General features: G+C 68.6%; 21 protein-coding genes. 8 read left to right on the top strand and 13 right to left on the bottom strand.

The features are described from left to right. Positions 1-125: 125 nt before the first annotated feature. Together QQZ11_RS05815 and QQZ11_RS05810 are read right to left on the bottom strand one after the other, a co-directional pair. Positions 126-533 (bottom strand): DUF4913 domain-containing protein, encoded by a 408-nt coding sequence (locus tag QQZ11_RS05815; RefSeq protein ID WP_022908767.1) that lies wholly within the window; start codon positions 531-533, stop codon positions 126-128. After that, positions 530-1,300 (bottom strand): hypothetical protein, encoded by a 771-nt coding sequence (locus QQZ11_RS05810; RefSeq protein ID WP_284549208.1) that lies wholly within the window; start codon positions 1,298-1,300, stop codon positions 530-532. The genes QQZ11_RS05815 and QQZ11_RS05810 overlap by 4 nt, the downstream gene beginning before the upstream one ends. Before the next feature lie 678 nt (positions 1,301-1,978). Between QQZ11_RS05810 and QQZ11_RS05805 the strand changes: the two genes are divergently transcribed. Genes QQZ11_RS05805 through mnhG form a run of 6 tightly spaced genes read left to right on the top strand, consistent with a single transcriptional unit; the run spans position 1,979 to position 8,111 of the window. Next, positions 1,979-4,831, top strand: coding sequence for a Na+/H+ antiporter subunit A (locus QQZ11_RS05805; RefSeq protein WP_284549207.1), 2,853 nt, complete (start codon positions 1,979-1,981; stop codon positions 4,829-4,831). Continuing rightward, entirely contained in the window at positions 4,828-5,376 is a 549-nt protein-coding gene (locus tag QQZ11_RS05800; RefSeq protein ID WP_022908771.1) for a Na(+)/H(+) antiporter subunit C, read from the top strand. The genes QQZ11_RS05805 and QQZ11_RS05800 overlap by 4 nt, the downstream gene beginning before the upstream one ends. Continuing rightward, the gene (locus QQZ11_RS05795; RefSeq protein ID WP_022908772.1) at positions 5,376-6,890 is read left to right on the top strand and encodes a Na+/H+ antiporter subunit D; all 1,515 of its coding nucleotides are present in this window, start codon (positions 5,376-5,378) and stop codon (positions 6,888-6,890) included. The genes QQZ11_RS05800 and QQZ11_RS05795 overlap by 1 nt, the downstream gene beginning before the upstream one ends. A gap of 14 nt (positions 6,891-6,904) precedes the next feature. Further along, positions 6,905-7,465 carry a Na+/H+ antiporter subunit E gene (locus QQZ11_RS05790; RefSeq protein ID WP_284549206.1) on the top strand — a complete coding sequence of 187 codons (561 nt, stop codon included), beginning with the start codon at positions 6,905-6,907 and terminating at the stop codon, positions 7,463-7,465. After that, positions 7,465-7,776, top strand: coding sequence for a monovalent cation/H+ antiporter complex subunit F (locus tag QQZ11_RS05785; RefSeq protein WP_022908774.1), 312 nt, complete (start codon positions 7,465-7,467; stop codon positions 7,774-7,776). The genes QQZ11_RS05790 and QQZ11_RS05785 overlap by 1 nt, the downstream gene beginning before the upstream one ends. Next, positions 7,773-8,111: a monovalent cation/H(+) antiporter subunit G gene (gene mnhG / locus QQZ11_RS05780; protein WP_022908775.1), complete on the top strand. Its 339-nt coding sequence runs from the start codon at positions 7,773-7,775 to the stop codon at positions 8,109-8,111. Before QQZ11_RS05785 ends, mnhG begins: the two co-directional genes overlap by 4 nt. A 26-nt stretch (positions 8,112-8,137) precedes the next feature. On the opposite strand, the gene meaB is transcribed toward mnhG, so the two are convergent. From meaB to QQZ11_RS05755, 5 genes are all read right to left on the bottom strand, one after another. Beyond that, complete coding sequence (gene meaB / locus QQZ11_RS05775; protein WP_026377566.1) at positions 8,138-9,232, bottom strand: methylmalonyl Co-A mutase-associated GTPase MeaB; 1,095 nt, start codon at positions 9,230-9,232, stop codon at positions 8,138-8,140. A 12-nt stretch (positions 9,233-9,244) separates the two neighbouring features. Beyond that, entirely contained in the window at positions 9,245-11,434 is a 2,190-nt protein-coding gene (gene scpA / locus QQZ11_RS05770) for a methylmalonyl-CoA mutase (protein WP_022908777.1), read from the bottom strand. Next, a complete protein-coding gene (mutA, locus tag QQZ11_RS05765) occupies positions 11,431-13,320 on the bottom strand; it encodes a methylmalonyl-CoA mutase small subunit (RefSeq protein ID WP_022908778.1) in 1,890 nt (629 codons plus the stop codon). The genes scpA and mutA overlap by 4 nt, the downstream gene beginning before the upstream one ends. A gap of 33 nt (positions 13,321-13,353) precedes the next feature. After that, positions 13,354-14,061 carry a DNA-3-methyladenine glycosylase gene (locus QQZ11_RS05760; protein ID WP_284549205.1) on the bottom strand — a complete coding sequence of 236 codons (708 nt, stop codon included), beginning with the start codon at positions 14,059-14,061 and terminating at the stop codon, positions 13,354-13,356. Positions 14,062-14,476: 415 nt separating this feature from the next. Next, positions 14,477-15,739: an MFS transporter gene (locus QQZ11_RS05755; protein ID WP_284549203.1), complete on the bottom strand. Its 1,263-nt coding sequence runs from the start codon at positions 15,737-15,739 to the stop codon at positions 14,477-14,479. A gap of 103 nt (positions 15,740-15,842) precedes the next feature. On the opposite strand from QQZ11_RS05755, the gene QQZ11_RS05750 reads away from it, so the two are divergent. After that, a complete protein-coding gene (locus tag QQZ11_RS05750) occupies positions 15,843-17,102 on the top strand; it encodes a DUF2207 domain-containing protein (RefSeq protein WP_284549201.1) in 1,260 nt (419 codons plus the stop codon). Between the two features lie 10 nt (positions 17,103-17,112). Here QQZ11_RS05750 and QQZ11_RS05745 read toward each other — a convergent pair whose 3' ends face one another. Next, a complete protein-coding gene (locus QQZ11_RS05745; protein WP_022908782.1) occupies positions 17,113-18,333 on the bottom strand; it encodes an MFS transporter in 1,221 nt (406 codons plus the stop codon). 125 nt (positions 18,334-18,458) lie between these two features. Further along, positions 18,459-20,141, bottom strand: coding sequence for an ABC-F family ATP-binding cassette domain-containing protein (locus QQZ11_RS05740; RefSeq protein ID WP_022908783.1), 1,683 nt, complete (start codon positions 20,139-20,141; stop codon positions 18,459-18,461). Between the two features lie 116 nt (positions 20,142-20,257). Between QQZ11_RS05740 and QQZ11_RS05735 the strand changes: the two genes are divergently transcribed. Continuing rightward, a complete protein-coding gene (locus QQZ11_RS05735; RefSeq protein ID WP_284549200.1) occupies positions 20,258-20,854 on the top strand; it encodes a hypothetical protein in 597 nt (198 codons plus the stop codon). A gap of 7 nt (positions 20,855-20,861) precedes the next feature. Here the strand turns inward: QQZ11_RS05735 and QQZ11_RS05730 are convergent, their stop codons facing one another. From QQZ11_RS05730 to QQZ11_RS05715, 4 genes are all read right to left on the bottom strand, one after another. Beyond that, positions 20,862-22,094 (bottom strand): anaerobic glycerol-3-phosphate dehydrogenase subunit C, encoded by a 1,233-nt coding sequence (locus QQZ11_RS05730; protein WP_284549199.1) that lies wholly within the window; start codon positions 22,092-22,094, stop codon positions 20,862-20,864. A gap of 1 nt (position 22,095) precedes the next feature. Further along, positions 22,096-23,487 (bottom strand): glycerol-3-phosphate dehydrogenase subunit GlpB, encoded by a 1,392-nt coding sequence (gene glpB / locus QQZ11_RS05725; protein ID WP_284549197.1) that lies wholly within the window; start codon positions 23,485-23,487, stop codon positions 22,096-22,098. Further along, positions 23,487-25,118 (bottom strand): anaerobic glycerol-3-phosphate dehydrogenase subunit GlpA, encoded by a 1,632-nt coding sequence (gene glpA, locus QQZ11_RS05720; protein WP_022908787.1) that lies wholly within the window; start codon positions 25,116-25,118, stop codon positions 23,487-23,489. Before glpA ends, glpB begins: the two co-directional genes overlap by 1 nt. 342 nt (positions 25,119-25,460) lie before the next feature. Beyond that, on the bottom strand, positions 25,461-26,522 hold the full coding sequence (locus QQZ11_RS05715; protein ID WP_022908788.1) for a Gfo/Idh/MocA family protein: 1,062 nt from the start codon (positions 26,520-26,522) through the stop codon (positions 25,461-25,463). Positions 26,523-26,533: the final 11 nt, after the last annotated feature.

Here is a 26,533-nt window from a genome sequence, read left to right as displayed (position 1 = left end):
CGAGCTTACCGAGCCTCGGACAAGAGATCCCACGCGCGTGGCCAACTGTTGACCCCCGTTAGGAGACTGCGGGACATAAGGGGGAAGTCACATCTCTCAGGTGGCTGCATTCACCAAAGGCTCCTTCAGAGATAGTCAGCCAAGTCGACGACGCAGGGGGCGGCCCACAGTGCCTCGGCCTGCTTGTGCTCCCCGTTCTTGCAGGCCGCTAACGGGCCGTCGGTGCCGGTGATGATCGCCCAATGGGGGCCGAAGTGGTCGCGCCACCACACCGACGGTCCCAGGAGCCCGTCGTTGCGAAGGTGTTCCCACGCCCGCCACAGCGCCTCGATCCGGTTCACCGCCTCGGGATGGAGCCACCACCTCGAGCACCACCGGTACTTCAACTCACCCAACGGCGGCCGCCAGTTGGGAAGCATCCACTCCCGCAACCACTCATCAGCCGACCCGTAGACCAAGGCCGGCGCCGCGCTCTCCGGCTCGGGCGTGACTGTCTCGTCGCTGGTGTCGTCGACGTCGTCGAGGAAACTCATCGGGTCCTCCCCCGCTTCTGCCGACGGTCCGGCCTTGCCGAGGCACGGTTCCCGGCGTGGCGGCCGCGGTGACTCTCTGCGGCAGCCTCCTCCACGAGAGTGAACCCGGGCGCAGCCTTGCGGGCCACCTGATCGGCTTCCTCCACCTCGGCCGCGGTCACGGAGGCGACCACCACCTGCTCCTCGTCCGCAGCCTGAGAACCAGCCAAGTCACTGGCAGCAATCCCCTGCTCCCGCCGCGCCTGCTCCCTCAACATGACCACCTTGGGATCGTCCGGATCCAAACCGTCGGCCTCCGCCCGGTCAGCACGCGCGCCCGCCTCATGCTCCTGGCTTTGCGCAGCGAGGTCGAAGGCCTCATCGGCCAGACCACTGGTGCGACGGGCCAGCCCGTCGTCGAACGCGGCCTTCACGTCCAGCCCAAACCGGCGTTGGGTCTCCGCCTCGATCCGCTGCGCCACCTGGGCTGCCATCGGATCCAAACCGATCGTCACCCGCACATGCCCGTAGGCCTGGATCCAATCGTCCTGCGACGCAGCCTCCCGCCACCCATCATCCGCGACCACCCGATAGTGCGGGCGATGCTCGGCGACGACCTTCCCCACATCCAACTGCTCGGCCTCCCGACCGACACTCTCGGTGTGGACCGTGGCGGTGCGGTCCTGCCACAGATCGTGGGCCTCACGCAGGTTCACCCCGAACCGTTCCTGGTATTGCTGCTCGATCCGGTTCGCCGCGTGCACGGCCATCGGGTCGACGTCCCGCATCCCCCGCGCGATGGCGTAGACGTCGGCCCACTCAGATGGGGTGGCCTGGTCTTCCCAGTCAGCCCACCCGACCCGCCGGTAGACGTCCCGCTGGCCACGGACCAACTCCTTGAACTGAGCCTCATCGGCCCGACCGGCCCACATCGCCTGGTCCCGACCCAAGCGTTCCTTGTCAGCGCTGCCTGTGGGGGTGAGCGGCTCGGGCCACCTCGTGAGCGTTCATCATGGTGATCCCTCCTGGTGATGTCCGGGTCAGCGGTCTGCTGACCCGTCGGCGGGTGCATCGGTGCCGGGGCAGTGATCGGCGCGAACGCCGCCTGCTCGTGCACCTGCCGGGGCGCCCGGAGATCGTCCTCCGACAACAGGCCCAGCTCGCCGCGCAGCACCACCACTGTGGCGTCCAATCTGCGCTGCACCTCATGGCGAACTCGTTGTGCCGCGACCAGTTCTCGGGCCGCCTCATGCGCATCCGCGATCGCGGGACTCATCCGCCCCAGCTGGTCGATCACAGCCCTCCAGCAAGCGAAGCACGTGCCCGTCCCACCACCGCGTGAGCCCCCGGCCTCTTCGCTGAAAGCTCACATCTGAGATATTCGGCGGGTCCGCCAGCCTCGACCGGATAGACTGGCCCCTCCTCAGGCCGGACAACCGGTGCCACCGACCTTGAGAGGAACGCCCGTGCTGCTCGTCGTGACGATCTTCGCCCTCGTGGCCGTCGTCGCGACCTTGGCGAGCAGCCGCATCGGACGACTGGTCTTCCTCGCCCCCGCGCTCGTCAGCATCGCCTCGGCCGTCTGGTTCGCCCTGCAGGGGCCCACGGTGGCGCACGGACGAGTGGTCACCGAGCACCTCGAATGGATGCCGGCCCTGGGGGTGTCCATCGACCTGCGTCTGAACTCGGTGAGCTGGCTGCTGGCGATGGTGGTGACCGGCGTGGGAGGGCTGATCTTCGCCTACTCCGCTTGGTACTTCGACACCGAGACCCTCGCCTCACGCACGGTGGGCCTGCTCACCGGGTTCGCCGCGAGCATGCTGCTGCTGGTGCTGGCGGACGACCTGATCGTGCTGACCGTCGGGTGGGAACTCACCACTGTCTTCTCCTACCTGCTGGTGGGCCTCAACCACCACTCCGCCACCTCCCGCCGGGCCGCGATGACCGCGCTCGTGGTCACCACCGTGGGTGGACTGTCGATGTTGACGGGCGTCCTGCTGCTGCGCTCGGTGACCGGAACCACCTCGCTGTCGCAGACCCTCGACCTCGCGCCCACCGGCGTGGCGGCGGGTTGGGCCGCAGCGCTGCTGCTGGTCGGGGCCCTCACGAAGTCGGCCATCGTCCCGTTCCAGTTCTGGTTGCCGGGAGCGATGGCGGCCCCGACCCCCGTCTCGGCCTTCCTGCACGCCGCCGCCATGGTCAAGGCAGGCATCTTCCTGGTCGCCATGGTGACGCCGATCTTCGTCGACCTGCCGTGGTGGCGTCCGGTGCTGGTGGGGCTCGGCGTGGTGACGATGCTGCTGGGTGCCCTGCGGGCCCTGCGCCAGGTCGACATCAAGGTGCTGTTGGCGCACGGCACCGTCAGCCAGTTGGGGCTGTTGCTGACCACCCTCGGAGTCGGAACCCCTGCCGCGGTGCAGGCAGGCCTGGCCCTGCTGGCCGCGCACGCCGTCTTCAAGGCGACCCTGTTCATGGTGGTGGGCAGCATCGATCGCCACACGGGCACCCGTGACCTGCGACGACTGGGAGGACTCGTCCGCTCGTTGCCCGTCACGGCCGTGATAGCGATCATCGCGGCCGCCTCGATGTCGGGCATCCCGCCGACCTTCGGGTTCGTGGCCAAGGAGTCCGCCCTGGCCGCGGCGCTGGAGGCGGCCCAGGAGCCAGGTCTGACGAGTGTCGGATGGGTCGCCCTTGTCGGGATCGCCGCCGGGGCAGTGCTCACCTTCGCCTACTCGCTGCGGCTGGTGGTCGGGGTCTTCTTCGGCCGGGTGCGCACCGCCATCGACCACACCCACGGGCCCCTCGTGGCACCCGCTCTGGCCCTGACCGTGGCCACCCTCGTCCTCGCCTTCACCGGCGAGGGCCTGTCGAGCCTGCTGCACGCCCACGTGGCCCGGACCCCCGGCGCCGACGCTCCCCACCTCGCCCTCTGGCACGGGGTCTCCGTGCCGCTGCTGATCTCGACACTGGTGCTCGTCGTCGGCGTCGGCGTGCACCGGGCGCGCGGACGCGGCCTGGCAGAACCCGTCGGCGACGACCCCTTCGAGCAGGGCTACACCTTGGCGCTGCGAGCGCTCGACCGGTTGGCGGTCGAGGTCACCGGACGCGTGCAGACCGGTTCACTGCCCCTGCACATCGGCACGATCCTGGTGGTGGTCGTCGCGCTGCCCGGCATGGCCCTGCTGGTGGGCGGGCTCCGTCTGGGTCCCGTGCGGTGGTCCGACTCGCTCGCCCAGGCGGCCGTCGTGGTGCTGATCCTGGTCGCGGCCGTCTACGCGACCCTGGCGCGCGGCCGGCTCAAGACGTTCATGCTGCTGGCCATCACCGGCTATGGAACGGCGCTCCTCTTCCTGCTGCACGGTGCGCCAGATCTCGCCCTCACCCAGTCGCTGACTGAGACAGTCTTCCTGGTGCTGCTGGTCCTGGTGCTGCGCCGACTGCCGAAGTACTTCACCGATCGGCCCCTGAAGGCGAGCCGCTACCTGCGGGCCCTGGTCAGCATCGCCGTGGGCACCTTGGCTGCCGTGCTGGCGATGGTGGCACTGCAGGCGCGTGCCGCTCCCCCGGTGTCGGAGAGTTTCTACGAGGAGGCCTACGACTTCGGCTACGGCCACAACATCGTCAACGTCACCCTGGTCGACATCCGCGCCTGGGACACCTTGGGCGAGATCTCGGTGCTGCTGGCGGCCGCCACCGGAGTGGCGAGTCTGGTCTTCGTCCGCCGACGGGCCTCGTCGCAGACGCTGCAACCCGACACCGAACCCAGCGGACGCCGCACCTGGCTGCGCGGTGCGCAACTGCTGGACGAGCACCGGGCCAGCCCCCTGCTCGAGATGATGACCCGGTTGCTGTTCCCGGTGATGATGCTGGTCTCGGTGTACCTGCTGATGGTGGGGCACAACCTGCCCGGTGGTGGCTTCGCCGGTGCCCTGGTGGCGGGAATCGCGCTGGCGATCCGCTACCTCGCCGGGGGACGGGCTGAACTCGAGGAGGCCGTACCGCTCGACCCGGGCAAGCTGCTGGGCGGCGGCATGGTGGTGGCCGTGCTGGGCGTGGTCTGGCCGGTGTTGATCGGCGGACGGATCGGACAGTCCTACGCGTTCGAGATCGACCTCGGCCCGATCGGCGTGGTCAAACTCGTCACCACCCTGGTCTTCGACATCGGCGTCTGGATGCTCGTGATCGGGGCGATGCTCGACTTCGTCCGTTCGTTGGGCAGCGGCATCGACCTGCACTCGGAGAAGAACGTGGCCCCGGTGCCGCGGTTCTCCAGCGACCGCAGCGTGCCCGGCCTGACCCCGGAGGTGGAGCGATGACCCCCAGTCTGATGCTCGCCATCGCCGGTGGGGGCCTGCTCGCGGCGGGCGTCTACCTGCTGACCGAGCGCTCCTTGATGAGGATCCTGGCTGGCATCATGCTGGCCTCCAACGGCGTCAGCATGCTCTTCCTGGTGGTCTCGGGCCCGGCCGGGCTGGCCCCCATCGTCGGCGAGCCGAAGTACCGCATCTCCGACCCCCTGCCGCAGGCGATGGTGCTGACCGCCATCGTGATCACCCTGGCCACCAGCGCCTTCCTGTTGGCGATGTCGTACCGGTCATTCCAACTGGAGGGCCATGACGAGGTCGCCGATGACGTCGAGGACAGGATCGTGCGGCGTCGTGCCGACCGCGACCTGACGAGCGAGTCGTACACCCAGCACGAGGCCGACGAGGTTCCCACCGACACCGAGACCGGCGGACTCGAGGCAGCCGAGGACGAACCGGCCCACGCCACCACCGATCCCACCAGCGAACCCGACTCCGGCAAAATCTCCGGCGCCACCAGCCCGACCACCCCCACCCAGCCCGGGGAGGCCCCCTGATGGACCTGACCAATCTCGTCCCGATCCCGGTGATCCTGCCCTTGGTGGGTGCGGGGATCACCCTGGCCGCGGCCCGGCGTCCACGCGTGCAGAGGGTTGTCTCGGGCGTCGTGCTGGGGCTGGTCGTGGTGGTCGCCCTCACGCTGTGTTTCGCCGCCGACCGGGTCGGGCCGATCGTGTTGTGGGTGGGCTCCTGGGACTCGTTCCTGGGTATCGCCCTGGTGGCCGACCGGTTGTCGTCGCTGATGTTGCTGGTCTCGAGCATCGTCACTGCCCTGGTGGTGATCTTCCCGTCACGCCGGGAGGTGACCGACTCCCCCGACGGGGTTCCGGTCTCGATCTTCCACCCCACCTACCTGGTGTTGACGGCGGGCGTCTCGAACGCCTTCCTCGCCGGAGACCTGTTCAACCTGTTCGTCGGGTTCGAGATGCTGCTGTTCGCCTCCTACGTGCTGCTGATGCTGGGGGCCACCCGCGAGCGGGTGAGGGCGGGGGCGACCTACATGGTGATCGGCGTGCTCTCGTCCACCCTGTTCCTGATCGCGATCGCAGTGGTCTACGGCGCCACCGGCACCGTCAACCTGGCCCAACTCTCCCAGCGGCTGGCCGACCTGCCGGCCAGCCTGCAACTGACGATCCAGTTGCTGCTGCTCGTGGTCTTCGCCATCAAGGCGGCCATCTTCCCGCTGTCGACGTGGTTGCCGGACTCTTACCCGATCGCCCCCGCGAGCGTCACCGCCGTCTTCGCCGGGCTGCTCACCAAGGTCGGCGTTTACGCGATCATCCGGCTGCAGTCGTTGCTGTTCCCCGACAGCCACCTGACCCCGTTGTTGCTGGTGGCCGCCATCGGATCGCTGCTCGTCGGCATCCTGGGAGCGCTCGCGCAGGGAGAGATCAAGCGGTTGCTCTCGTTCACCCTGGTCAGTCACATCGGCTACATGCTGATCGGTGTCGCCCTCGGTACCGAGGCGGGCATGGCCGGTGCCATCTTCTACGTGGCCCACCACATCCTCATCCAGACAGCGCTGTTCATCGTCGTCGGACTGATCGAGCGCGTCGGCGGGTCGACCTCGATGCGCAAATTGGGAGGTCTCTCGGCCGTACCGGTGCTGGCGGTGCTCTACCTGGTGCCGGCGCTGAACCTCGGTGGCATGCCACCCTTCTCGGGCTTCATCGGCAAGGTGTCCCTCATCCAGGCTGCCTTCGCCCAGGGCTCACCCCTGGCCATCGTGGCGGTGGTCGCGTCGGTCGTGACCAGCCTGTTGACCCTGATCGCCGTGATGCGTGTCTGGAACCGGGTGTTCTGGCGTCCATTGCCCGAGGGCGCCGACACCGGACGAACCCCCAGCCTTCGCACCGTCCCACGCATCTGGATCGCCGCGACCTCGGTGCTGGTGCTGATCACCATGTCGCTCACCGTGCTCGCCGGACCACTGACGGCCTACGCCCAACGAGCCGCCGCCGACATGCACGGTGGCAGCTACGTCGCCGCGGTCAAGGAGTCCCTGAGATGACGGAGAAGGGGGCGATGACAGAGAAAGGGGCGATGAGGGAGCGGCCCCCGCTCAGGCATCGGGTGAACCTGTCGACCACCGTGGGCCTGACGGTCATCTGGGTGATGCTGTGGGGTAGCCTCAGCCTCGGCACCGTTGTGTTCGGGCTCCTCACCGCGGTCGTCATCCAGGTGACCTTCCCCCTGCCCGACGTGGACGAACTCGAGCACTTCCGCCCGCTCGCCTTCCTGGCACTGGCCGCGCACACGGCCAGCGGCCTGGTCACCTCGTCCATCTCGGTGGCAGCGAAGGTGTTGGCCTTCCGGACGCCCACCCGCAACGCCATGATCCGGGTGCCGCTGCGCACCACCAGCCAGTTCGTGAGCTCGATCACGGCGGAGCTCACGACGCTGGTTCCCGGGTCGATCGTGATCGACGTCGACGACGGTGACCTGGTGGTGCATGTCTTCGACGCCTCCACACCGGAGGCGATCGACCGGGCCCGTCTCTCGGTGCGGCGTACCGAGGCGAGGGTGATCCGTGCGTTCGGGTCGAACCAGGAACGCGCCGAACTGCGCGAGGAGGGAGGAGCCTGATGGTCGTGCTGTTGTGGATCTCGGGGGTGATGTTCACCCTGGCGGCGGTGCTGACGGTGGTGAGGATCGTCCGCGGCCCCGGGGCCGCCAATCGGGTCGTCGCCACTGACGTGCTGATCGCAACCGTGGTGGGCGGATTGGTGATCGAGGCCGCCGCCAACCGTCACGCGTACACCATCCCGATCGTGCTGGTGCTCGCCCTGGTGGCCTTCTCGGGCACGGTCTCGATGGCCCGCTTCGTCGCCGGCCGCCAGGAGGTCTTCGACGCCTCCCCCGACGCCGAGATCAGCAGGGAACGAGGCATCCGATGACCATTCTGGTGGGGTGGCCTGGGGTGCTCGACGTCACCGGCGCGGTGCTGATCCTGCTCGGTGCGCTGCTGTGCCTGGTCGCAGCCATCGGCCTCGTCCGGCTGCCCGACGTGCTCAATCGCATGCACGCCGCGTCGAAACCGCAGACCCTTGGCCTCGTGCTGCTCTGCATCGGCCTGGCCCTGATCCTGCGCACGACCCAGGCCTCGCTGATGCTCACCCTGGCGGGCATGTTGCAGTTGGTCACCGCACCGGTCGCGACCCAGGTGATGGGACGAAGCGCCTACCGTACCCGGCAGCACGAGCAGTCGCTCATCGTCCAGGACGAGACCTGAACGTGCCGTTCTGGCTGCGACCCGGATCAGTCGCGGGCGGCCCACGGTTGATCGGGGACCGACCTCGCGAAGGTCTCCAGCACCTGCGCGGCTCCGTCGAGGGCCGACACCCGGTGGGTGCTCAGACCTTCCTCCAGTGAGGACGCGAGCCGGCGGACCTCCGGATCGGCCTTGAGGGAGTCGAGCAGGGTGGCCTCGACCATCGACCACATCCAGCGCTTCTGCTGCCCCGACCGGAACCCCGCCAGACCGCCGGGTTGCGCCTCACGGTACGCACGGTGATCCATCACGGCGGCCCACACCTCGTCGAGACCGATGCGTTCAGCTGCCGAACAGGTCAGCACCGGCACCCGGCGCTTGTTCGCGTCACCCGAGATCAGCTTCATGGCGATCGACAGTTCGCGGGCCGTCACCCGGGCCTCACCGGCGTTCTCACCGTCGGCCTTGTTGACGGCGATGACGTCGGCCAACTCGAGGATGCCGCGTTTGATGCCCTGCAACTGGTCGCCTGACCGCGCCAGGGCAAGCATCAAAAAGGTGTCGACCATGTCTGCGACGGCCACCTCGGACTGTCCGACACCGACGGTCTCCACGATCACCACGTCGTACCCGGCCGCCTCGACCAGCAACATCGCCTCACGGGTCGCCCTGGCGACACCACCCAGGTGATTGGCCGTCGGTGAGGGGCGGACGAAGGCCGCCTCGTGCATCGTGAGCTCGCCCATCCGGGTGCGGTCACCGAGCACCGAACCACCCGTGGCGGGGGACGAGGGGTCGACGGCCAGCACCGCGACGCGGTGGCCCTGCTCGATCAGCCGCAGCCCCATCGCGTTGATGAACGTGGACTTGCCTGCCCCGGGCACGCCGGAGATGCCGACGCGGATGCTCGAGGGGATCAGGACACGGGGCTCGTCCCTCGCCCCTGCATGATCACCGTTCTCGCGTGCGGGGTGATCGGATGTGGGTTGACCTGTCTCGGTCACCCGCAGCAGCAACTCGCGGGCGAACTCACGGTGGGCGGGGAGTTTCGACTCCACCAGGGTGATGGCCCGGGCCAGGTGCGCGCGGGAACCCGCGCGCACCCCGGCCACCAGGCCGTCCAGATCGATTCGGCGAGCCAAGTCAGCTCACCCTCACGCCTGGCTGTCGAGCCGCTCCCGCAACTCGGTCAACAGACGCTCGGCCGACTCGGGGATCACCGTGCCGGGCGGGAAGATGTCGTCGGCACCCTTGGCGCGCAGTTCGGCGAAGTCCTGCTCGGGGATGACGCCGCCCACGACGATCATCATGTCGTCACGGCCGAGCTTGTCCAGCTCCTCACGGAGAGCCGGCACCAGGGTGAGGTGACCGGCCGCGAGCGAGGAGACACCCACGACGTGCACGTCGGACTCGACGGCCTGGCGGGCGACCTCCTCGGGGGTCTGGAACAGGGGGCCGACGTCGACGTCGAAGCCGAGATCGGCGAAGGCGGTGGCGATCACCTTCTGACCGCGGTCATGCCCGTCCTGGCCCATCTTGGCGACCAGGATGCGCGGACGACGTCCCTCCTCGGCCTCGAACTCCTCGACGGCGGCGCGGGTGCGGGTCACGGCGGGGGTGTCGGCGGCTTCCTTGGAGTACACACCGCTGATGGTACGGATCTGCGCCGTGTAGCGGTCGAACACCTTCTCCATGGCCGACGAGATCTCACCGACCGAGGCCTGGGCGCGGGCGGCGTCGATGGCCAGCTTCAACAGGTTGCGCTCGGGATCGGTCGAGTCGGGGTTGGCCGCTGCCCAGGTGATCTTCTCCAACGCCGCCTGGGTGGCAGCCTCGTCCCGCTCGGCACGCAGCTTCTGCAGCTTGGCGATCTGCGAGGCGCGAACCGTGGCGTTGTCGACCTTGAGCACCTCGAGTGGGTCCTCGGAGTCGAGCCGGTACTTGTTGACGCCGATCACGGGCTGACGGCCCGAGTCGATGCGGGCCTGGGTGCGAGCCGCCGCCTCCTCGATGCGCATCTTGGGGATGCCCGCCTCGATGGCCTTGGCCATGCCTCCGGCCGCCTCGACCTCCTCGATGTGGGCCCACGCCTTGCGGGCCAGGTCGAGGGTCAACTTCTCGACGTAGGCCGAACCCGCCCACGGGTCGATCACCTTGGTCGTGTTCGACTCCTGCTGCAGGAACAGCTGGGTGTTGCGGGCGATGCGGGCCGAGAAGTCGGTGGGCAGGGCGATGGCCTCGTCCAGGGCGTTGGTGTGCAGCGACTGGGTGTGCCCTTGGGTGGCGGCCATGGCCTCGACACAGGTGCGGACCACGTTGTTGTAGACGTCCTGGGCGGTCAGCGACCAGCCGGAGGTCTGCGAGTGGGTGCGCAGGCTCATCGACTTGGGGTTCTTGGGGTCGAACTGCTTCACCAGGCGGGCCCAGAGCATGCGCGCGGCACGCATCTTGGCGACCTCCATGAAGAAGTTCATCCCGATGGCCCAGAAGAAGCTCAACCGCGGGGCGAACGCGTCGACGTTGAGTCCCACGGACTCCCCGGCGCGGATGTAGTCGACACCGTCGGCCAGCGTGTAGGCCATCTCGATGTCGGCCGTCGCCCCGGCCTCCTGCATGTGGTAGCCCGAGATCGAGATCGAGTTCCACTTGGGCATGTTGTGGCTGGTGTAGGCGAAGATCTCGCTGATGATCCGCATCGACGGGGTCGGCGGGTAGATGTAGGTGTTGCGGACCATGAACTCCTTGAGGATGTCGTTCTGGATGGTCCCCGCCAACTGCTCCGGCTTCACCCCCTGTTCCTCGGCAGCGACGACGTAGAGCGCCAGGATCGGCAGCACGGCACCGTTCATCGTCATCGACACCGACATGCGGTCGAGCGGGATCCCGTCGAACAGCTGGCGCATGTCGAGGATCGAGTCGATCGCCACACCCGCCATGCCGACGTCACCGGCCACGCGTGGGTGGTCGGAGTCGTAGCCGCGGTGGGTGGCCAGGTCGAACGCGACCGACAGGCCCTTCTGGCCGGCGGCGAGGTTGCGTCGGTAGAAGGCGTTCGACTCCTCGGCGGTGGAGAACCCGGCGTACTGGCGGATCGTCCACGGCTGGGAGGTGTACATGGTGGCGTAGGGGCCCCGCAGGAAGGGCGGCAGTCCCGGGTAGGTGTCGAGGTGGTCCATGGCGGCGTACGCGTCGCTGCCGTAGAGGGTCGACACCTCGATCTGCTCGGGGGTCACCCACCCCTCACGGCTGCCGGTCGCGGCGAGCAACTGCTCGAAACGCGCGGCGGCGTCGGCGCTCGGCTGACCGCCTCCCTCGAAGGGCACCTGGTCGAATCGGATGCTCACTGCTCCACTCCCTCTGCCTGCACGCCCAGTTGGTCGAGGACCGATGTCAGGAAGGCGACGACATCCATTCCCATGGCGACGGTTCCGTCGATCACCGAGGTGTCGTCGGCGCCGAGTTCCTTCAGGTTGCCGGCCAGGAAGACCTTCCCGGCTCCTGCCTGCTTCAATGCCTGCGCTGCCTCGAGCCCGTGTTCGGCATACACCTTGGCCGAGGAGCACAGCACCGCCACCGAACTTCCGGACGCCCGGAACGCCGCCACCACCTCGTCGACGCCGCCGTCCCCGGTGGGGGTGGAGATGCCTGCGATGTTGAACAGCGGGGTGGTGAACCCCTCGCGTGCGCCGAAGTCCCGGCGACTGCCCAGACAGGCCAGGAAGACCGACGGCTTGGCCGCGGAGGCCCGGTCGCGCAATGCCTCGAAGACCTGTGAGTCGCGCACGAGCGCCAACCCGGCCAGTGCGGGGGCATGGGGCCGCGGGGTCCGTTCGACGACCGGTTCGGTGGTCTGCGGGAACATCGAGACACCGGTGATCGGCTGGGCCCGGGTCGCCAACTGCTTGGCGCGCTTGGCGTTCAGGTCGGCGAGGGTGTCGGCGACCAGCCCGGAGTCGAGGGCTGCCACCATCCCACCGGCCACCTCGACCTGCTGGAACGCCGCCCAGGCTGCCTCGCCCAACTGGGCGGTGAGGCTCTCCACGTACCAGGAGCCGCCGGCTGGGTCGTTGACGCGGCCGATGTTGGACTCCTCGGCGAGCACGATCTGGGTGTTGCGGGCAACCCGCCGCGAGAACGGCGTCGGCAGCCCGATCACGGTGTCGAAGGGAAGCACTGTGATCGCCTCGGCACCGCCGATGGCCGCGCCGAAGCACTGGATGGTGCCGCGCAGCACGTTGACGTAGGGGTCGTCGCGGGTCAGCTGCCGGGCGGACGAGACCGCGTGCTGCCTGGCCCCCCGATGCTCCTCGGAGACGCCGAAGACCTCTCCGACCCGGTTCCAGACGGTGCGCAGGGCCCGCAGCCGGGCGATGGTGGCGAACTGGTCGGTGCCGGCGGTGACGCGGAAGTTGATGGCGTCGAAGGCCTCGTCGGCGGTGTGATCCTGGTCGATCAGGGCACGCACGTACTCGACCGCGCTGGCGATCGCCCAGGCCACCTCGTGCACGTCGCCCGCACCGAAGTTCGAGAACTGGTTGGCGTCGACCACGATGGCCCGCGACTTGGTGTAGCCGGCGAGGCGGGTGACGTACTCCCCCAGGTACGAGAGGTCTGCCGACGAACCGGTCAGCGCCGCCTGCCCGATCGGGTCGAGGCCCAGGTTCAACGACAGCGAGGAGTGGTCATGGTGCGTCCCCTCGTAGACGGCCAGCAGGGCGTCGGCGGCGGCGCGCTGGTCGGTGTGGCTCGAGACGTCGATCTTGGCGAGGTCGAGCAGCACGTCGGCCAGCACGGTCTCCAGGTCACCGGCTGCGATGGCGTCGGGGTCGACCCGCAGCCACAGCGACGTGGCTCCACGTTCGAGGTCCTCGAGGATCGCCTTGCGGGTGGTGTCGACGTCGGGATCCTCGTGCAGGGCACGCACGTCCCAGGCGTCCATGTCGCCACTGCGCACCGTCGTGCCCCGGGTGAACGGGGCTGCTCCCGGGTGACCGAGGGGCGGGTCGTCGTCCGATCGGGTGAACAGCGGCTCGATGTCGAGACCGTCGACGGTGTGGCTGACGAGGCGCTTGTGGCCTGCCTCCCAGTCGAGTTCCTTGCCCTCGGGGCGACCCTTGTTCAGCACCTTGAGCACGGCGTCCTGCCACTGCTGCTCGGTGGGGGTCTCGAAGACTCGTGCGAAGCCGGTGTCGCCGGCTTCGACCCCCGTGTCGGTGATCGGTGTGGTCATGTTTCAGCTCCACTGGTTGGTGACAGGGTCACGCTACCCAGCGCCGGTTCCCATCCATGGCTCGGGGTGGGAATTGCCCTCGTCGAGCCGCCTTCCGGTGCGGTTCAGGGCCGGACTGCCCGAGACCGTCGGGTCGTCCGCGATCCAGAACCTCCAGCCGAACAGGTCAGGGTCGGCACCCGCGGCGGGCACCCCGATCCGCGGTCCCGAGCGGATGCAGGCGGGGTCGAGCGGTGGCTGGGGCCACTGCCAGCCGAACTCGTGGTCGGCGTCGGCGAGACCGGGGCGCCAGGCAACGGCGTCGTCGGCGTGGACAATGCCCAGGGCGACGGTGAGTCTGGCTGGACCCCGGGCGAGGTCGCGGGGCGCGTGGCAGACCCCCGTCCGGGTGCGTCGGGCCAGGGCCACCTGCTGCCCGGCGATCACCTCACCGGCCCGGATCAGCAGGCCATGGCCCAGACCTTCGTCGCTGCAGACCAGGTTCACGCAGTGGTGCAGCCCCATGTGCCGGTAGACGTAGAGGTGACCGGACGGCCCGAACATCGTCTGGTTGCGGGGGGTGCGTCCGCGGAAGGTGTGGGCGGCGGGGTCATCGGCACCCCGATAGGCCTCGACCTCGGTGACGCGGATGGCGACAAGGGCACCGTCGCGCCACGTCGAGAGCACGCCACCGAGGGCATGCCTGGCCGCCACCAGGGGGTCGGCCAAGCGGGGGTCGGACGCTCGGGGGTCGCGGGTCATGGGCCAACATTCCCGCAAACTCGTCGCCAGATCAGCAATCGGGCCGTCGGGGGGCGGTGGGGCGACGCCTGGGGACGAGTTCCCGGGTTCCGTCGAGGGGGCACCGGTCCTCCTCCCGCACCAGTTGCCCTCCCCCCGCACCAGTTGCCCTCGTCCGGCCCACCTGCCCTCCCCCCGCACGATCTGCCCTCGTCCGGCCCACCTGCCCTCCTCACGCACCAGTTGCCCTCGTCCGGTCCACCTGCCCTGTCCCTGGACGGGGGCAAGTGCGCCCAACGAGGGCAACCAGCACCGAACAGGGGCAAGTGGGCGGCTGGTCCCAACACGGGACGAGGGCAAGTGCGCGGACGAGGACAAACAGGACCGACCAGGGGCGAACCAGGACCGGACGAGAGGGGGCAACGAGCCCACCCGATCAGGATGCGGCCACCGGATGGAAGGGATCGGAGTCCACGTTCAGGTGCCGCTCCTTGCGGGTGTCCAGCACCCGCGAGAGCACCAGGATCCCGATGGCGTAGAGCGGCACCAACCAGAGGGCACGGGCGAGCGTCAGCTGGTCGGAGACCCATCCCACCAGCGGGGGGCTGAGGAAGAACCCGAGCCGGGCCAACCAGCCGACCACGGTGACCCCGAGTCCGTGCGGGATGCCCTCCAGCTCGTCCGCGGCGCGGAAGGCGGCCGGGAACAGGGTGGCGATACCCCATCCCACCAGCGCGAACCCGATCACCGCGGTCACGGGATGGGGAACGAGCAGGGCCAGGCTCATCCCGACGATCGCCAGCAGTGATCCCACCCGGGCCGTCATGCGATCGCCCCACCTGTCGACCACCGGATCACCCAGGAATCGTCCGACCATCTGCGCCCCCTGCATGGCGATGAACGGGAGTCCGGCCACGAAGGGGGTGACGGTGAAGGTCGCGTTCATGAACAGGGCACCCCAGGAGTTGCCGGCGTCCTCGATCGAACCGGTGAACACGAGGACGAAGCCCAGGGCCACCACCACACCCATGGCCTTGGCCATGCCCCGGGGCAGCCGCGAACTGCGCTCGCTCAGCACCTCGCCCGCAGAGGCCGGGTGGGGCGAGGACACCATCCGCTCCGAGGAGTCGTGCCCGGGCAGGTGGTGGCGGAACGAGAGCAGGGCAAGCGAGGCGAACACCAGGAACCCGATGCCGCCCTGCCACAGCAGGGGTAGTCCCACCTGCGCCCCGAGCGCTCCCAGGAGTCCACCCACGACGGCACCCATCGACCACCAGCCGTGGTAGCTGTTCATGATCGATCGTCGGTAGCGCCGCTCGACCCGCATGCCGTGGGCGTTCATCGAGATGTCGGTGATGGCATCGCACGCGCTCGCGAACATCAAGGAGGCCATCAACCACAGCCACGACTGCGAGGCGTAGATGGTCAGGTGGAACAGGCTCGCGAGCACCTGCAACCCGACCGACAACCGGGCCGTCCCGAACCGACGCATCAACGAGGCGGCCGCCAGTCCGGCCAGCAGGCCGCCGATGGGCCCGAGACCGATCGCGAGACCGAACGCGGTGTTGGTCAGGTCGAGCTTGCGGACGAGCTCGGGGTAACGGGGCAGCACCATGCACATCGACGCGCCGTTGATGAAGAACACCAACGACACGGCCCATCGGGCGCGACGGTCCTCGGGGGCAGGGATGGAGCTCATCCGAGCAGTGTTCCATGTGCCGCCGCCCGGGATGAACGAGTGTTCAGTTCGGTCGATCGGTCACTCCTTGGACCCGCTTGGACCCATCCGGGAAGATGGACCCGTGGACAACATCGACCTCGGCTTCCTGGTGATCTCCGTGCTGGTCTCGGCGGTGTTGTTCGGTGTGGGCGCGATCGCCAACCGCTTCTACCGCGACCGCATCTACTCGGGCCTGGTGCCGGGCATGGTGCCACTGCCGGGCACGCCCGCGCCCGACGAGAAGGTGAAGGGACGATCCCGTGAGTACTCCGGTGAGGTGGCCGTCGCCTTCTCGCCACCACGCGGTCTACGTCCGGGACTGGTGGGCACCATCGTCGACGGCAAGGCCGAGATGCGTGACCTGTCGGCCACCATCGTCGACCTGGCGGTGCGCGGGCACGTTCACATCGAGGCGGTCGACACCGACCAGACCAGAGTGGACGACCCCACCAAGAAGGCCAGGGACTGGCGCATCAGCCGGGTCGCCCCTGGCCCCGCCGACCCGCTGTCGCCGTTCGAGAACGACGTGATGACCAGTCTCTTCCAGGGCGACTGGCAGCCTGCTCGCGTGGCGCATCGCACCCAACTGCTCGGGCAGCACCTGGTGGGGCACGCGGACGAGCAACCCGACTCGATCCTGATGAGCCAGTGGGTGCGAACCCGTGGTGACTCGATCCGGGCCCTGCGTGAGTCACTGTATGCCCAGACGGTCGCCAACGGCTGGTACGCCAAGCCCCCGACCCAGGCCGGGGTGGGCTGTCTGGGACTGCTCGGACTGGTGGTCGCGTTCGGGTTCGTCGGACTGATGCTGCTCACCCAGGTGTCGATCGTCACCCTCGTCTCCGGAGCCCTGATCATTGGATCGGCGCTGTGGCTGCGGTCGAGGCTCAGGCCGCGCGTACCCCGAACTGCCCTGGGCACGGCCGCGCAGATCCAGGCGCTCGGTTTCAAGAAGTACCTCGAGACCGCCGAGGCCAGCCAGTTCAAGGTCGAGGAGGCAGCAGGGATCTTCGGGCGCTACCTGCCCTACGCCATCGTGTTCGGGGTCTCGGGGCACTGGGCGAAGGTGTTCGGCGAGATCCGCGAGGCGGCGCTGGCCAGTGACGGCTACGACATCCTCGAGGGACTCATCTGGTTCGACCTCCTGGGCGGCGACAACCTGCTGTTCGGCACCATGGCGATGCTGGGAGACGGTGGCTTCGCCGACCTGTTCGACGGAGGTGGACTCGACGCGCTGGGCTCGATCGCAGACATCGGTGACCTGGCCGGTGGTCTGGGTGACTTCGCCAGTGGTGTCGGGGACTTCGTGTCGAACATCGACTTCGGCGACTTCGACTTCTGAGGCCAAGCCCCTACTCCGCTGTCGCCACCCCCTCGACGGCCCCCTCGGCCGGAACCCGGTCCGCGACCACGGTGCCCCGCCGCTCGCGCGCCGCGAAGGCCAAGGCGGCGAAGCCAAGACCCAGGGTGGCGGGAACCGCGAAGGCCGTGCTGAGGCTGGAGTGGTGCGCGATCAGTCCCAGCAGCGCGGGCCCGATCAGGAATCCTCCGTAGGCCAGCGTCGAGGCGATCGCGATGGCGTGGTCGGAGTGTCGTCCGCCGACCTCGCTGGCGGCGGAGATGCCGGCCGGGAAGACGACGGCCAGCCCTGCACCCCACAGGGCAGCCCCGAGGAAGCTGACCGAGATGTGCGGGGCGACGATCACCAGCACCACCCCGAGCGCCGTGCAGAGGCCCGACAGCCGGATGGCGTTGACCCGTCCGAACCTGGCGATCAGCAGCGAGCCGCTCAGCCTCGACACGGTCAGGAACAGGGCGTACACGGTGTAAGCACTCGCCCCGATCGAGGCGGTCGAGCCCTTGTCCTCGATCAGTTGCAGAGCGATCCAGTCGGCGGCCGACCCCTCACCGATGGTGGAGCAGAGCATCATCACCCCGATCAGCAGCACCGGCACCAGGATCCCGCGGGCCGAACTCTGCGGGCTGTCGGCATGGGACGCGGCCGTGTGCGCCCGATAGTCCGTCCAGGTCGACACGGCGACAAGGGTGAGCACGGCGACCACCGGCATCGCGACAAGGATGTGCGGGCCCAGCCCCACCCCCAACCGTGTGACCAGGGTGCCGGTGGCGGCGCCGAGCAACATGCCACCACCCCACATGCCGTGCAGGGCAGGCATGATCGTCCGGCCCGAGGCCGCCTCCACGGCTGCCCCCTGCACGTTGACGGTGACGTCCCACGCACCGAAGAAGAAACCGGCGAGTGCATAGAGTCCCGCGAACGCCCACACCTGGGTGACCTGGGAGAGGGTGGCGAAGATGCTGGACGCACCCAGCACGCAGATCACCGACATCTGCTTGGGGCTCAGCACCTTCAGCACGAACCCCGTGAGCGGCATCGAGACCAACGAGCCGAGGCCCAGGCACAGGAAGACCAGCCCGAGGGTGCCCAGATCGACGGCGAGGTGCTGCTTGACGGCCGGGATCCGGCTGGTCCAACTGCCGATCAGGGCACCGTTGAGGGCGAACACGGCGAAGACCGTGATGACGTCGCGACGAATGTGGGCGGGGCTCATGGGTGCTCCGAGCGGGTGAGGGAAGGGCGGGCCGACAGGAACCGGCCGGACTCCCCCAGACTACGGTCGTCTGCGCCCGTGGTCGGCGGGTATCAGCGCCGGCCTCGGCGCCACCCCCACAACGCTCAGCGCGCCCGCACGACTCTCTTCTCGTCCCAGACCGGGGTCTCGGACTCGAGCACCCGTCCGTCGCTGCCGAAGACCAGGAAGCGGTCGAACCCGCGGGCGAACCACCGGTCGTGGGTGACCGCCAGCACGGTTCCCTCGAAGGACGACAACCCGTGCTCCAGCGCCTCCGCCGACTCGATGTCGAGGTTGTCGGTCGGTTCGTCGAGCAGCAACATGGTTGCCCCACCCAATTCGAGCAGCAGGATCTGCAGACGCGCCTGTTGCCCACCCGACAAGGTCTCATAGGGCTGCTCGGCGGCCATCGCGAGCTCATAGCGGTCGAGCTTCCTGGCGGCCTCCTCCCGTGGCAGGCCGCCCCGGTGGTCGTCCCCGCGGTGCAGGATCTCGAGCAGGGTGCGTCCAACCAGTTCCGGCTTCTGGTTGGTCTGGGCGAACCATCCCGGACGAACCCGTTGCCCCAGCCTGGCCACGCCGGTGTGGGCCACCGGGGTGATCCGTTCGTGGTCGACGGCGGTGTTGGACGAGTCCGGCAGCGACCCTCCGCGGGCGAGCAGTCGCAGGAAGTGTGACTTGCCCGAGCCGTTGGAACCGAGCACCCCGACCCGGTCGCCGTACCAGATCTCGGTCGAGAACGGCTTCATCAGACCGGTCAGTTCGAGGTTCTCGCACACGACGGCCCGCTTGGCGGTGCGGCCACCACCCAACCGCATGGTGACGTTCTGCTTGATCGGCACCGCGGTGGGTGGCCCCGCCTGCTCGAACTTCGCGAGTCGGGTCAGGGCAGCGGCGTAGCGGGAGGCGTTGGCGTCATTGCTGGCGGCGCGAATCTTCATGGTGAGCACGAGTTGCCTGAGCTTGGCGTGCTCCTCGTCCCATCGCCGACGTAGTTCCTCGAGCCGGGCGAACCGTTCCGCCCTGGCCTCGTGGAAGCTGGCGAACGACTTCCCGTGCACCCAGACGGTGTTGCCGGCGGCCCCGAGTTCGAGGGCGGCCACCTTGGTGGACGCGTTGGCGAGCAGTTCGCGGTCGTGGCTGACCAGCAGCACCGTCTTCTGGGTCTGGCGCAGTTGTTCCTCGAGCCACTGCTTGCCGGGCACGTCGAGGTAGTTGTCGGGTTCGTCGAGCAGCAGCACCTCGTCATTGCCCCGGAAGAGCACCTCCAACGCCAACCGCTTCTGCTCCCCACCCGACAGGGTCGAGACCTCACGCCAGCGCACCCGGTCGTACCCCACGCCGAGGGCCGCGGTGCAGCAGGCGTCGAAGATCACCTCGGCGTCGTACCCGCCCGCATCGGCGTACTCGGCCAGCGCCGTGGCGTAGGCGAGTTGCACTGCCTCCGAGTCGTCGTCCATCAACTGCAGTTCGAGCCGATCGACCTCCTCCGCGGCGGCGCCGATGCGCGCGGGTGACAGGGAGAGCAACAGGTCGCGGACCGTGGTCTCGTCCCTGATCTGCCCGATGAACTGGCGCATCACCCCGACAGACCCGGACCGCGAGATGACCCCGTCGTCCGGATCCAGGTCACCCTGCACGATGCGCAGCAACGTGGTCTTGCCAGCTCCGTTGGGGCCGACCAGTGCGACGATGGCGCCCTCACCGACCCGGAACGAGACCCCACTCAGCAGCGGCCGCCCGTCGGGCAGCGAGAAGTCGACGCCCGCCAGATCGATGTAGCCCACCGCTGCACTGTAGCGACCAAGCCCGGGCTGGCTCCCCACCATCTTCGCCTGACCCGCTGCCCGACTGGCCACAGGTGGCCGGTTCGGCTGACCGGTCGGTCGGGCAGACTGGCACCGTGAACCAGGCGAGCCGACGACCGAGCACCGGCCGGCCACGCGCGCGTTGGCTGGTGCTGGCTGCGTGGGTGCTCGCCGTCGCAATCGGGCTCACCCTCGGCGCCCGAGCCCTCATCGGACGAGGCGAACAGCCCCTGTCCCAACCCGTGCTGACCGCTCCCCCGCGGCTCAGAACCACGCCCACGCCCCCCGCCGAGCCGGACTTCGGCACCTCCGCCACACCAGTCACGTTCCCGGCGGTGGTGGCCGACCAGCAGCCTCGTCCCTCGACCCTGCCCGACGGGTGGACGATCCTGCCGGGCGAACCGGAACTGTTCTCCGCTGCCGCTCCGGTGGTCTACGCCGACGGTGGCGTGGGCACTCTGATGGTCCTGGTGCAGCGCGCACCCGCCGGGACCACGGGGCTCGGCCGCTCGATGTCGTGGTCGACCAACCGAGGCAGCGTCGTCTGCGGACGGCACCTCACCCAGGACGTGCTGCTGTGCGCCTTCCGCACTGCCGACGACGGTCTGCTCGTCGTGCAGGGGCGCGGGACGACGCTCGACGCCATCGCCCGTGCCACCCAGGACCTGCAGTCCCGGCTGCCCGCCTCCTGAGGTCCGCTCAGATCCCGGGGATCGTCCCCAGTCCCAGGGCGTGGTGCACCAGTTCGATCGGATGGATCGTGTTCACCCCGGAACCCTTGCGGATCTGCCAACGGCAGGTCTCGGTGTCGCAGGTCGCAAGGTTCTCGTTCGTGGCCCGGATCATCTCGAAGACGGGCCGTCCCACCTCTTGGGCGATCGCGTACTTCTCGGCCTTCAGCCCGTAGGTGCCGGCGATACCGCAGCAGGGCTGTCCAGACTCCTCGACCACCACCCCGGGGATGAGTTGCATCAACGTCTTGGCCGGCATGCCCATGCCCTGCGACTTCACCTGACAGGGCTGGTGATAGGGCACCGTGACCTTGGTCTCCCGGAACTGGGAGGGGTCGAACTCCCCCGCGTCGTACAACTCGACCAGCAACTCGGAGATGTCGCGGATGCGGGTGCCCACCTTGGCGAGACGCTCGTCGTCGATGCCCAGGATGGTGTGGGCCTCATGCTTCAGCATGCCCGTGCACGAACCGGACGAGGACACGATCGTCAGCTCACCCGCCGACAGCAGGTCGTCGCACAGGGCCATCACCGACCTGCGGGCACCGTCGAAGAGCCCGTTGGACTGCTGGGCCAGACCGCAGCACCCCTGCTTGGGAACCAATACCTCGTAGCCCAGGTGTTCGAGCACCTCGATGGACTTCTTCGAGGTCTCCACTTCGAAGTAGCCCCCGGCGCAACCGGAGAAGAACACCACCGAGCCTCGCGTGACCGGGGTGGTCGACGGCTTGCGCTTGCGCAGCCACTGGGCCAACGTCTGCTTCTGGGCCGGCGGCATGGGAGCGTCCTTGGCGACCTTGAAGGTCGCCTGCACGAGACTGCGGACCAGACCGTTGCCCAACGCGGCATTGGCCAGCGGTGCAACCGGGTTCATCATGGCGCCCATCAGCGTCGTCTGGGAGATGAGCCGGTCGCGCAGCGGCATGTGCTCCTCCTTCATCACCGCCCGCGCCTGGGTGTTCATCTCGGCGATCTTCACCCCTTGGGGGCAGGCCTGGGTGCAGATGCCGCAGCTCGAGCAGTAGTCGATGGACATGTCGACCGACTCGCCGTCGCGGAAGCGTTCAGCCTGCGGACCCACGAACTTGGGCCCCGGGAACAGCGGGGTCACCCGCGCCACGGGGCACTGGGTCTCGCAGATGGTGCACTTCACGCAGTGGTCGAGCGTCATCCGGTTCAGCTGGTCGTGTTCGTGAGCCATCTCAGGCGCCCTTCTGTTCGCGGGGGGCGACCCCCTGCACCCCCGCAGGGGCGTCGGTCTGTTCGCGGGAAGTCTCGACGATCGCGTCGATGCAGCGCCGGGCAGAACCGAGGGCGATGCCCTCACCCGACTTCTCCTGCCAGCGGTACGCACCGGCCAGGATGGACCCTGCCGCGTGCAGGTTGGAGTAGACGACGGCACCGGTCTCGTCCACCGGCCTCTGCAGGCCATCGGTGCGCAAACCGACGGCGAACAGCTTCTGCGGGGCACCCCAGTAGTCCCCGTGCACGAGTTCCTCGATCGGGAGCACACCGTGGAGCGGAAGCCCCAGCGCGGTCTCGTGCAGCTGATCGTGGGAGTCGAGTTCGAGTGCCCCCGACTCGAACCCGCCTGGTGCGAACACGACGTGGTCGCAGGCGATGTCGCGGTCACCGCCGGCGACGTGCACCGTGACGGCGGTGACGCGCTGGTCACCGCCCGCGGACTGTTCGGACTTCACCCCCACCACGGACGACCCGAGCAGCAACCGTCCATGGCCCGCCTTGTAGGCGCGGGTGAGGGCCTGGTTGAGACGCATGCCCGGCACCGACGGTGGCTGCATGACGATCTCGAAGATGCGAACGCCCGATGCCCGCTCCAGCGTGCTGAGCACCTCGGGGTGGCGTTCCAGCCCGAGCACGGCGGGAAGCCCGAGCACCGCACCCTCGGGCAGGGCCTGTTCGCGCACATGGGTCGCGAGGCGGTCGGCGAACCGGCTCAGCGTCGCGGGCTCGTCGAGGGCGCGGGCGTAGACGACAGGGGATGAGTCGATCTCACCGGCACGGGCCAGAAAGTCAAGCGAGCTCCAGCTGGACTCGACCGGGCCCACGCCGTCGAGGGGGGTGCGGCCCAGGTTGGTGGCGATCAGTTGGGGATGGAAGTCCTTCAACTGTCGGATGCCCACGATGTGCAGGTGCTTGCCGGGTTCGGGCGCACCGGCCAGCATCGACACGGGCACGAAGGCGGTGGGCCGCCACGCCCCCACGGCCGTCGGCAACAGCGTGGGACGGCGCACGTCACCGCGCATCACCACCGCGCCGGGTGCATCGGCGGCCAGCTCCAGGAACTCGGCGACTCCCCGTTCCACGGCGTCGGCGCCGATGGTGCGGTAGGGGTGCTCCTCGGGGAGTTCATCGATGGCTGCGAGGGAGTCCGTGACCCGCTCGCTCCCTCGTTCGTCCGTGGCGCGGTAGCCGAGCACGTCAAGGGTTCCCTGGCTCAGCTGCATGCCACCCAGACCCTGGGTGACCAGGGTGACGCGGTGTCCGGCGCGATCCAGCGCGGTGGCCGCGTAGAGGCCGGCGAACCCGGCACCGACGACGACCACCCGCGATCCGGTGGGAGGGGTGGACATCAGACGATCTCCTTCTCGTCGGAGGGCAGGTGTTCGAGGTCGAACATGCCTTGGAAGATCCAGTTGTCGAGGGCCGTCTGGCGCACCTGGTCGCCGTACATGATGGGCCACAGCCCGATCCAGCGGTTGGCCAGGAACCGGCGCATCAACGCGGTGGCACGTGAGATGTCGACCATCTTCTCCTCGACGGCGATGCCAGTGGCGCGCATGGAACAGAACCCGCCCTGGCAGGGGCCCATGCCCAGTCGCAACTGCCGGCGCAGGTCGTCGAAGTTGGCAGTGGGCTGTTCGGCCATCAGCTCGGTGATCATGCCGCGGGTCATCAGCTCGCACTCGCAGATCACCTGGTCGTCGAGGTCGGCGTGGTCGTCGTCGCACGTGGCGGGCAGCTCGGCGTGTGAATGCGCCCGGCGGGAGCGTTCGTGCTCCCGCTCCTCGAGCCGATGGGTGACCACGTAGGTGGGCGCCGTCGCAGGGTCGATCTGGGTGGTGGCCGTCACGCAGGGACGATCCTCACCCAACTGCTCGCACATGGCGTCGACCATGCGTTCGGCCATCAACCGGTAGGTGGTGAGCTTGCCCCCGATGATCGAGATGATGCCGTGCACGCCGTCACGCTCGTCGTGGCGAAGGATGCTCATGCCACGGGTCATGTGACGGGTGTCGCTCGCGTGAGCCTTCGGGTCGTTGAACAACGGACGAGCGCCCGCCCACGCGTGCACGGCACGAGCCTGGCGGAAGCCCGGCACGAGCACCTCGCCCGCATCGAGCATCTGCTGCACCTCGGCGCGGGGGATCTCGAGCTTGTCGGGGTCAACGGCCCGCACGTCGGTCGTCCCGATGATGCTGACCGTGTGAACCGGCACCAGGATGTCGCCGTCGGCGGGATAGATGCAGCGGTTGACCACGGTGTTCACCAACCGGTGGTTCATCGCGATCATGATCCCTCGTCCGGGCACCACCTCGACCCCCTCGCAACCGGCGAGGTGGGCGATCTGTCCGGCCCACGGACCGCCCGTGTTGAGCACGAACCTGCAGTCGATGACGACGTCCTCACCGGTCTTCTCGTCGATCGCCTTGACGGCGGTGACGCGACGGTCATCGGTGACGATGTCGACGACGCGGTGATAGGTGAGCACGCTCGCCCCGTGCGCGATGGCATCACGGGCGGCACCCCAGACCATCTGCCAACCATCGACCGAGGCGTCCTGCACGGCGAACGCACGTTGCATGCGGGGGTTCAGCCGGGGCTCGCGGCGCAGGGCCTCGGCGACGCTGATCTCCTCCGCGGGCACTCGGGTGGCCTGGGCAGCTGGCAGGAACTTCTCCGCGTAGGCGGGGTCGTCGTCCGGGCCGACGATGAACAGCCCACCGGTGCGCTCGACGCAGTGGGGCTGGATGCGGGTGATGATGTCGTTCTCCTCGGCACACTCCGTGGCCGAGTGGGGATCGGAGACGACATATCGCCCGCCGGAGTGCAGCAGGCCGTGATAGCGACCCGTGGTCCCCTGACCGAGGTCGGCCTTGTCGAGCAGGATGGTCGCGTAGCCCCGCAGGGCGGCATCGCGGAGCACTCCCGCGCCGGTGGCCCCGCCACCGATCACGACGACGTCAGCACTGAGCTTCTTCATTGAACCCTCCTGCGACCGGTCCCCCCGCGGCGAACTGGTGCCGGCGATGGAGTCGAGCTTTGCGTACGAGCCTAGTCACCGACCCCCGGCGAGGCATCGGATGCGGGGAGCAGGGCAAGCACGTGCATCACCCCTCTGGGGTTCTGCACGATCGTGCAGAGGGTCTGACCATTGGTGCAGAGGGCTGCAATCACCCCCAGTGGACGGTTGCGCCGGGCGGCCCACTCCCGGCACAAGACGCACCGTGCGGTCACACCATCACCTCGGGGGTGTGGTGTGACCGCACGGTGTCGCTGTGGGTCGCTGGGCAGGACGTGGGCGTCCGGCCCCGTGGGCGAACGGTCAGCGGGTGATCTGGATCTCCTTGCCGGACTCGGCCGACTCGTAGATGCCGCGCAGGATGCGGATCATCTCGACTCCGTCGGCGACCGGGACGAAGGGCTCGGCCTCGCCCTTCACCAGTTCGACGAAGTGCCCGATCTCCTTCGAGAACGACGCGAAGTCGAAGCTCGGGTTCTGGATCTGCGGGTCGATGTTGAGGATGGTGTCGTACTTCTCGGTGACGAGCTTGAGCGCGGGCTCCAGCTCCGCCCCACCCTTGTTCCCGTACACCGCGACGAGCGTGGTCTCCCGGGGGATGTGCAGCGAGTAGGAGACGTCGGTGACGATCGAGGCACCGTTCTCGAACCGGATCACGGCGTTCACCAGGTCCTCGACCCCGTTGACGGCGGGGTCGTAGTCGGACGCCAACCAGCGGTCGAGGCCGGTGATGTTGGCCCGGTTGCCGATGGTCGAGTACGAGTTGGCGCTGATCGAGGTCACCTTGGGCTTGCCCATCAGCCACCAGGCCAGGTCGATGCAGTGCACGCCGATGTCGATCAGCGGGCCACCGCCGGAACGCTCGGGGTCGGCGAACCAACCACCGGGGTTGCCCGCACGGCGCAACATCGAGGCCTTCGCGTAGTGGATGTCACCCAGGTCACCCTCGTCGATGAACTTCTTCAACACGGTGGCGTTCTGTCCGTAGCGGCGCACCTGACCCAGTTCGAAGTGCAGACCGGTCTCGGCCACCACCTTCTCGAGCTCGAGGGCCTCGTCCACCGTCTTGCACAACGGCTTCTCGCCCAGCACGTGCTTGCCGGCGCGCAGGGCCTGCATGGCGATGGCGGCGTGGGAGTTGTTCCAGGTGCAGACGCTGACCGCGTCGATGTCGTCGCGGGCCAGCAGTTCCTCGACCGAGCCGTAGCTGTTGGCGAAGCCGTGGATCGAAGCCTTCTCGGCTGCCCGCTCGGCGACCTGGTCGGCGATCGCGACCAGCTCGACGTCGTCACGCTGCTTGTAGGCGCCGACGTGCATCTCGGAGATGTTGCCGGCGCCGATGACGCCGATTCCGACCTTGCTCATTCAGGGTGTCC

It is taken from the genome of Aestuariimicrobium sp. T2.26MG-19.2B, from assembly GCF_950101875.1.
GTDB lineage: Bacteria > Actinomycetota > Actinomycetes > Propionibacteriales > Propionibacteriaceae > Aestuariimicrobium > Aestuariimicrobium kwangyangense.
The sequence above is the reverse complement of the archived record's forward strand: the minus strand, read 5'-3'. Positions and strand labels throughout refer to the sequence as shown.

Bases quoted from the DNA above. Each gene is read 5' to 3' on its own strand.
- QQZ11_RS05815 (WP_022908767.1), bottom strand. From the start codon at position 533: ATGAGTTTCCTCGACGACGTCGACGACACCAGCGACGAGACAGTCACG.
- QQZ11_RS05810 (WP_284549208.1), bottom strand. From the start codon at position 1,300: ATGCGGGACGTCGACCCGATGGCCGTGCACGCGGCGAACCGGATCGAG.
- QQZ11_RS05800 (WP_022908771.1), top strand. From the start codon at position 4,828: ATGACCCCCAGTCTGATGCTCGCCATCGCCGGTGGGGGCCTGCTCGCG.
- QQZ11_RS05795 (WP_022908772.1), top strand. From the start codon at position 5,376: ATGGACCTGACCAATCTCGTCCCGATCCCGGTGATCCTGCCCTTGGTG.
- QQZ11_RS05790 (WP_284549206.1), top strand. From the start codon at position 6,905: ATGACAGAGAAAGGGGCGATGAGGGAGCGGCCCCCGCTCAGGCATCGG.
- QQZ11_RS05785 (WP_022908774.1), top strand. From the start codon at position 7,465: ATGGTCGTGCTGTTGTGGATCTCGGGGGTGATGTTCACCCTGGCGGCG.
- mnhG (WP_022908775.1), top strand. From the start codon at position 7,773: ATGACCATTCTGGTGGGGTGGCCTGGGGTGCTCGACGTCACCGGCGCG.
- mutA (WP_022908778.1), bottom strand. From the start codon at position 13,320: ATGACCACACCGATCACCGACACGGGGGTCGAAGCCGGCGACACCGGC.
- QQZ11_RS05760 (WP_284549205.1), bottom strand. From the start codon at position 14,061: ATGACCCGCGACCCCCGAGCGTCCGACCCCCGCTTGGCCGACCCCCTG.
- QQZ11_RS05755 (WP_284549203.1), bottom strand. From the start codon at position 15,739: ATGAGCTCCATCCCTGCCCCCGAGGACCGTCGCGCCCGATGGGCCGTG.
- QQZ11_RS05745 (WP_022908782.1), bottom strand. From the start codon at position 18,333: ATGAGCCCCGCCCACATTCGTCGCGACGTCATCACGGTCTTCGCCGTG.
- QQZ11_RS05730 (WP_284549199.1), bottom strand. From the start codon at position 22,094: ATGGCTCACGAACACGACCAGCTGAACCGGATGACGCTCGACCACTGC.
- glpB (WP_284549197.1), bottom strand. From the start codon at position 23,487: ATGTCCACCCCTCCCACCGGATCGCGGGTGGTCGTCGTCGGTGCCGGG.
- glpA (WP_022908787.1), bottom strand. From the start codon at position 25,118: ATGAAGAAGCTCAGTGCTGACGTCGTCGTGATCGGTGGCGGGGCCACC.
- QQZ11_RS05715 (WP_022908788.1), bottom strand. From the start codon at position 26,522: ATGAGCAAGGTCGGAATCGGCGTCATCGGCGCCGGCAACATCTCCGAG.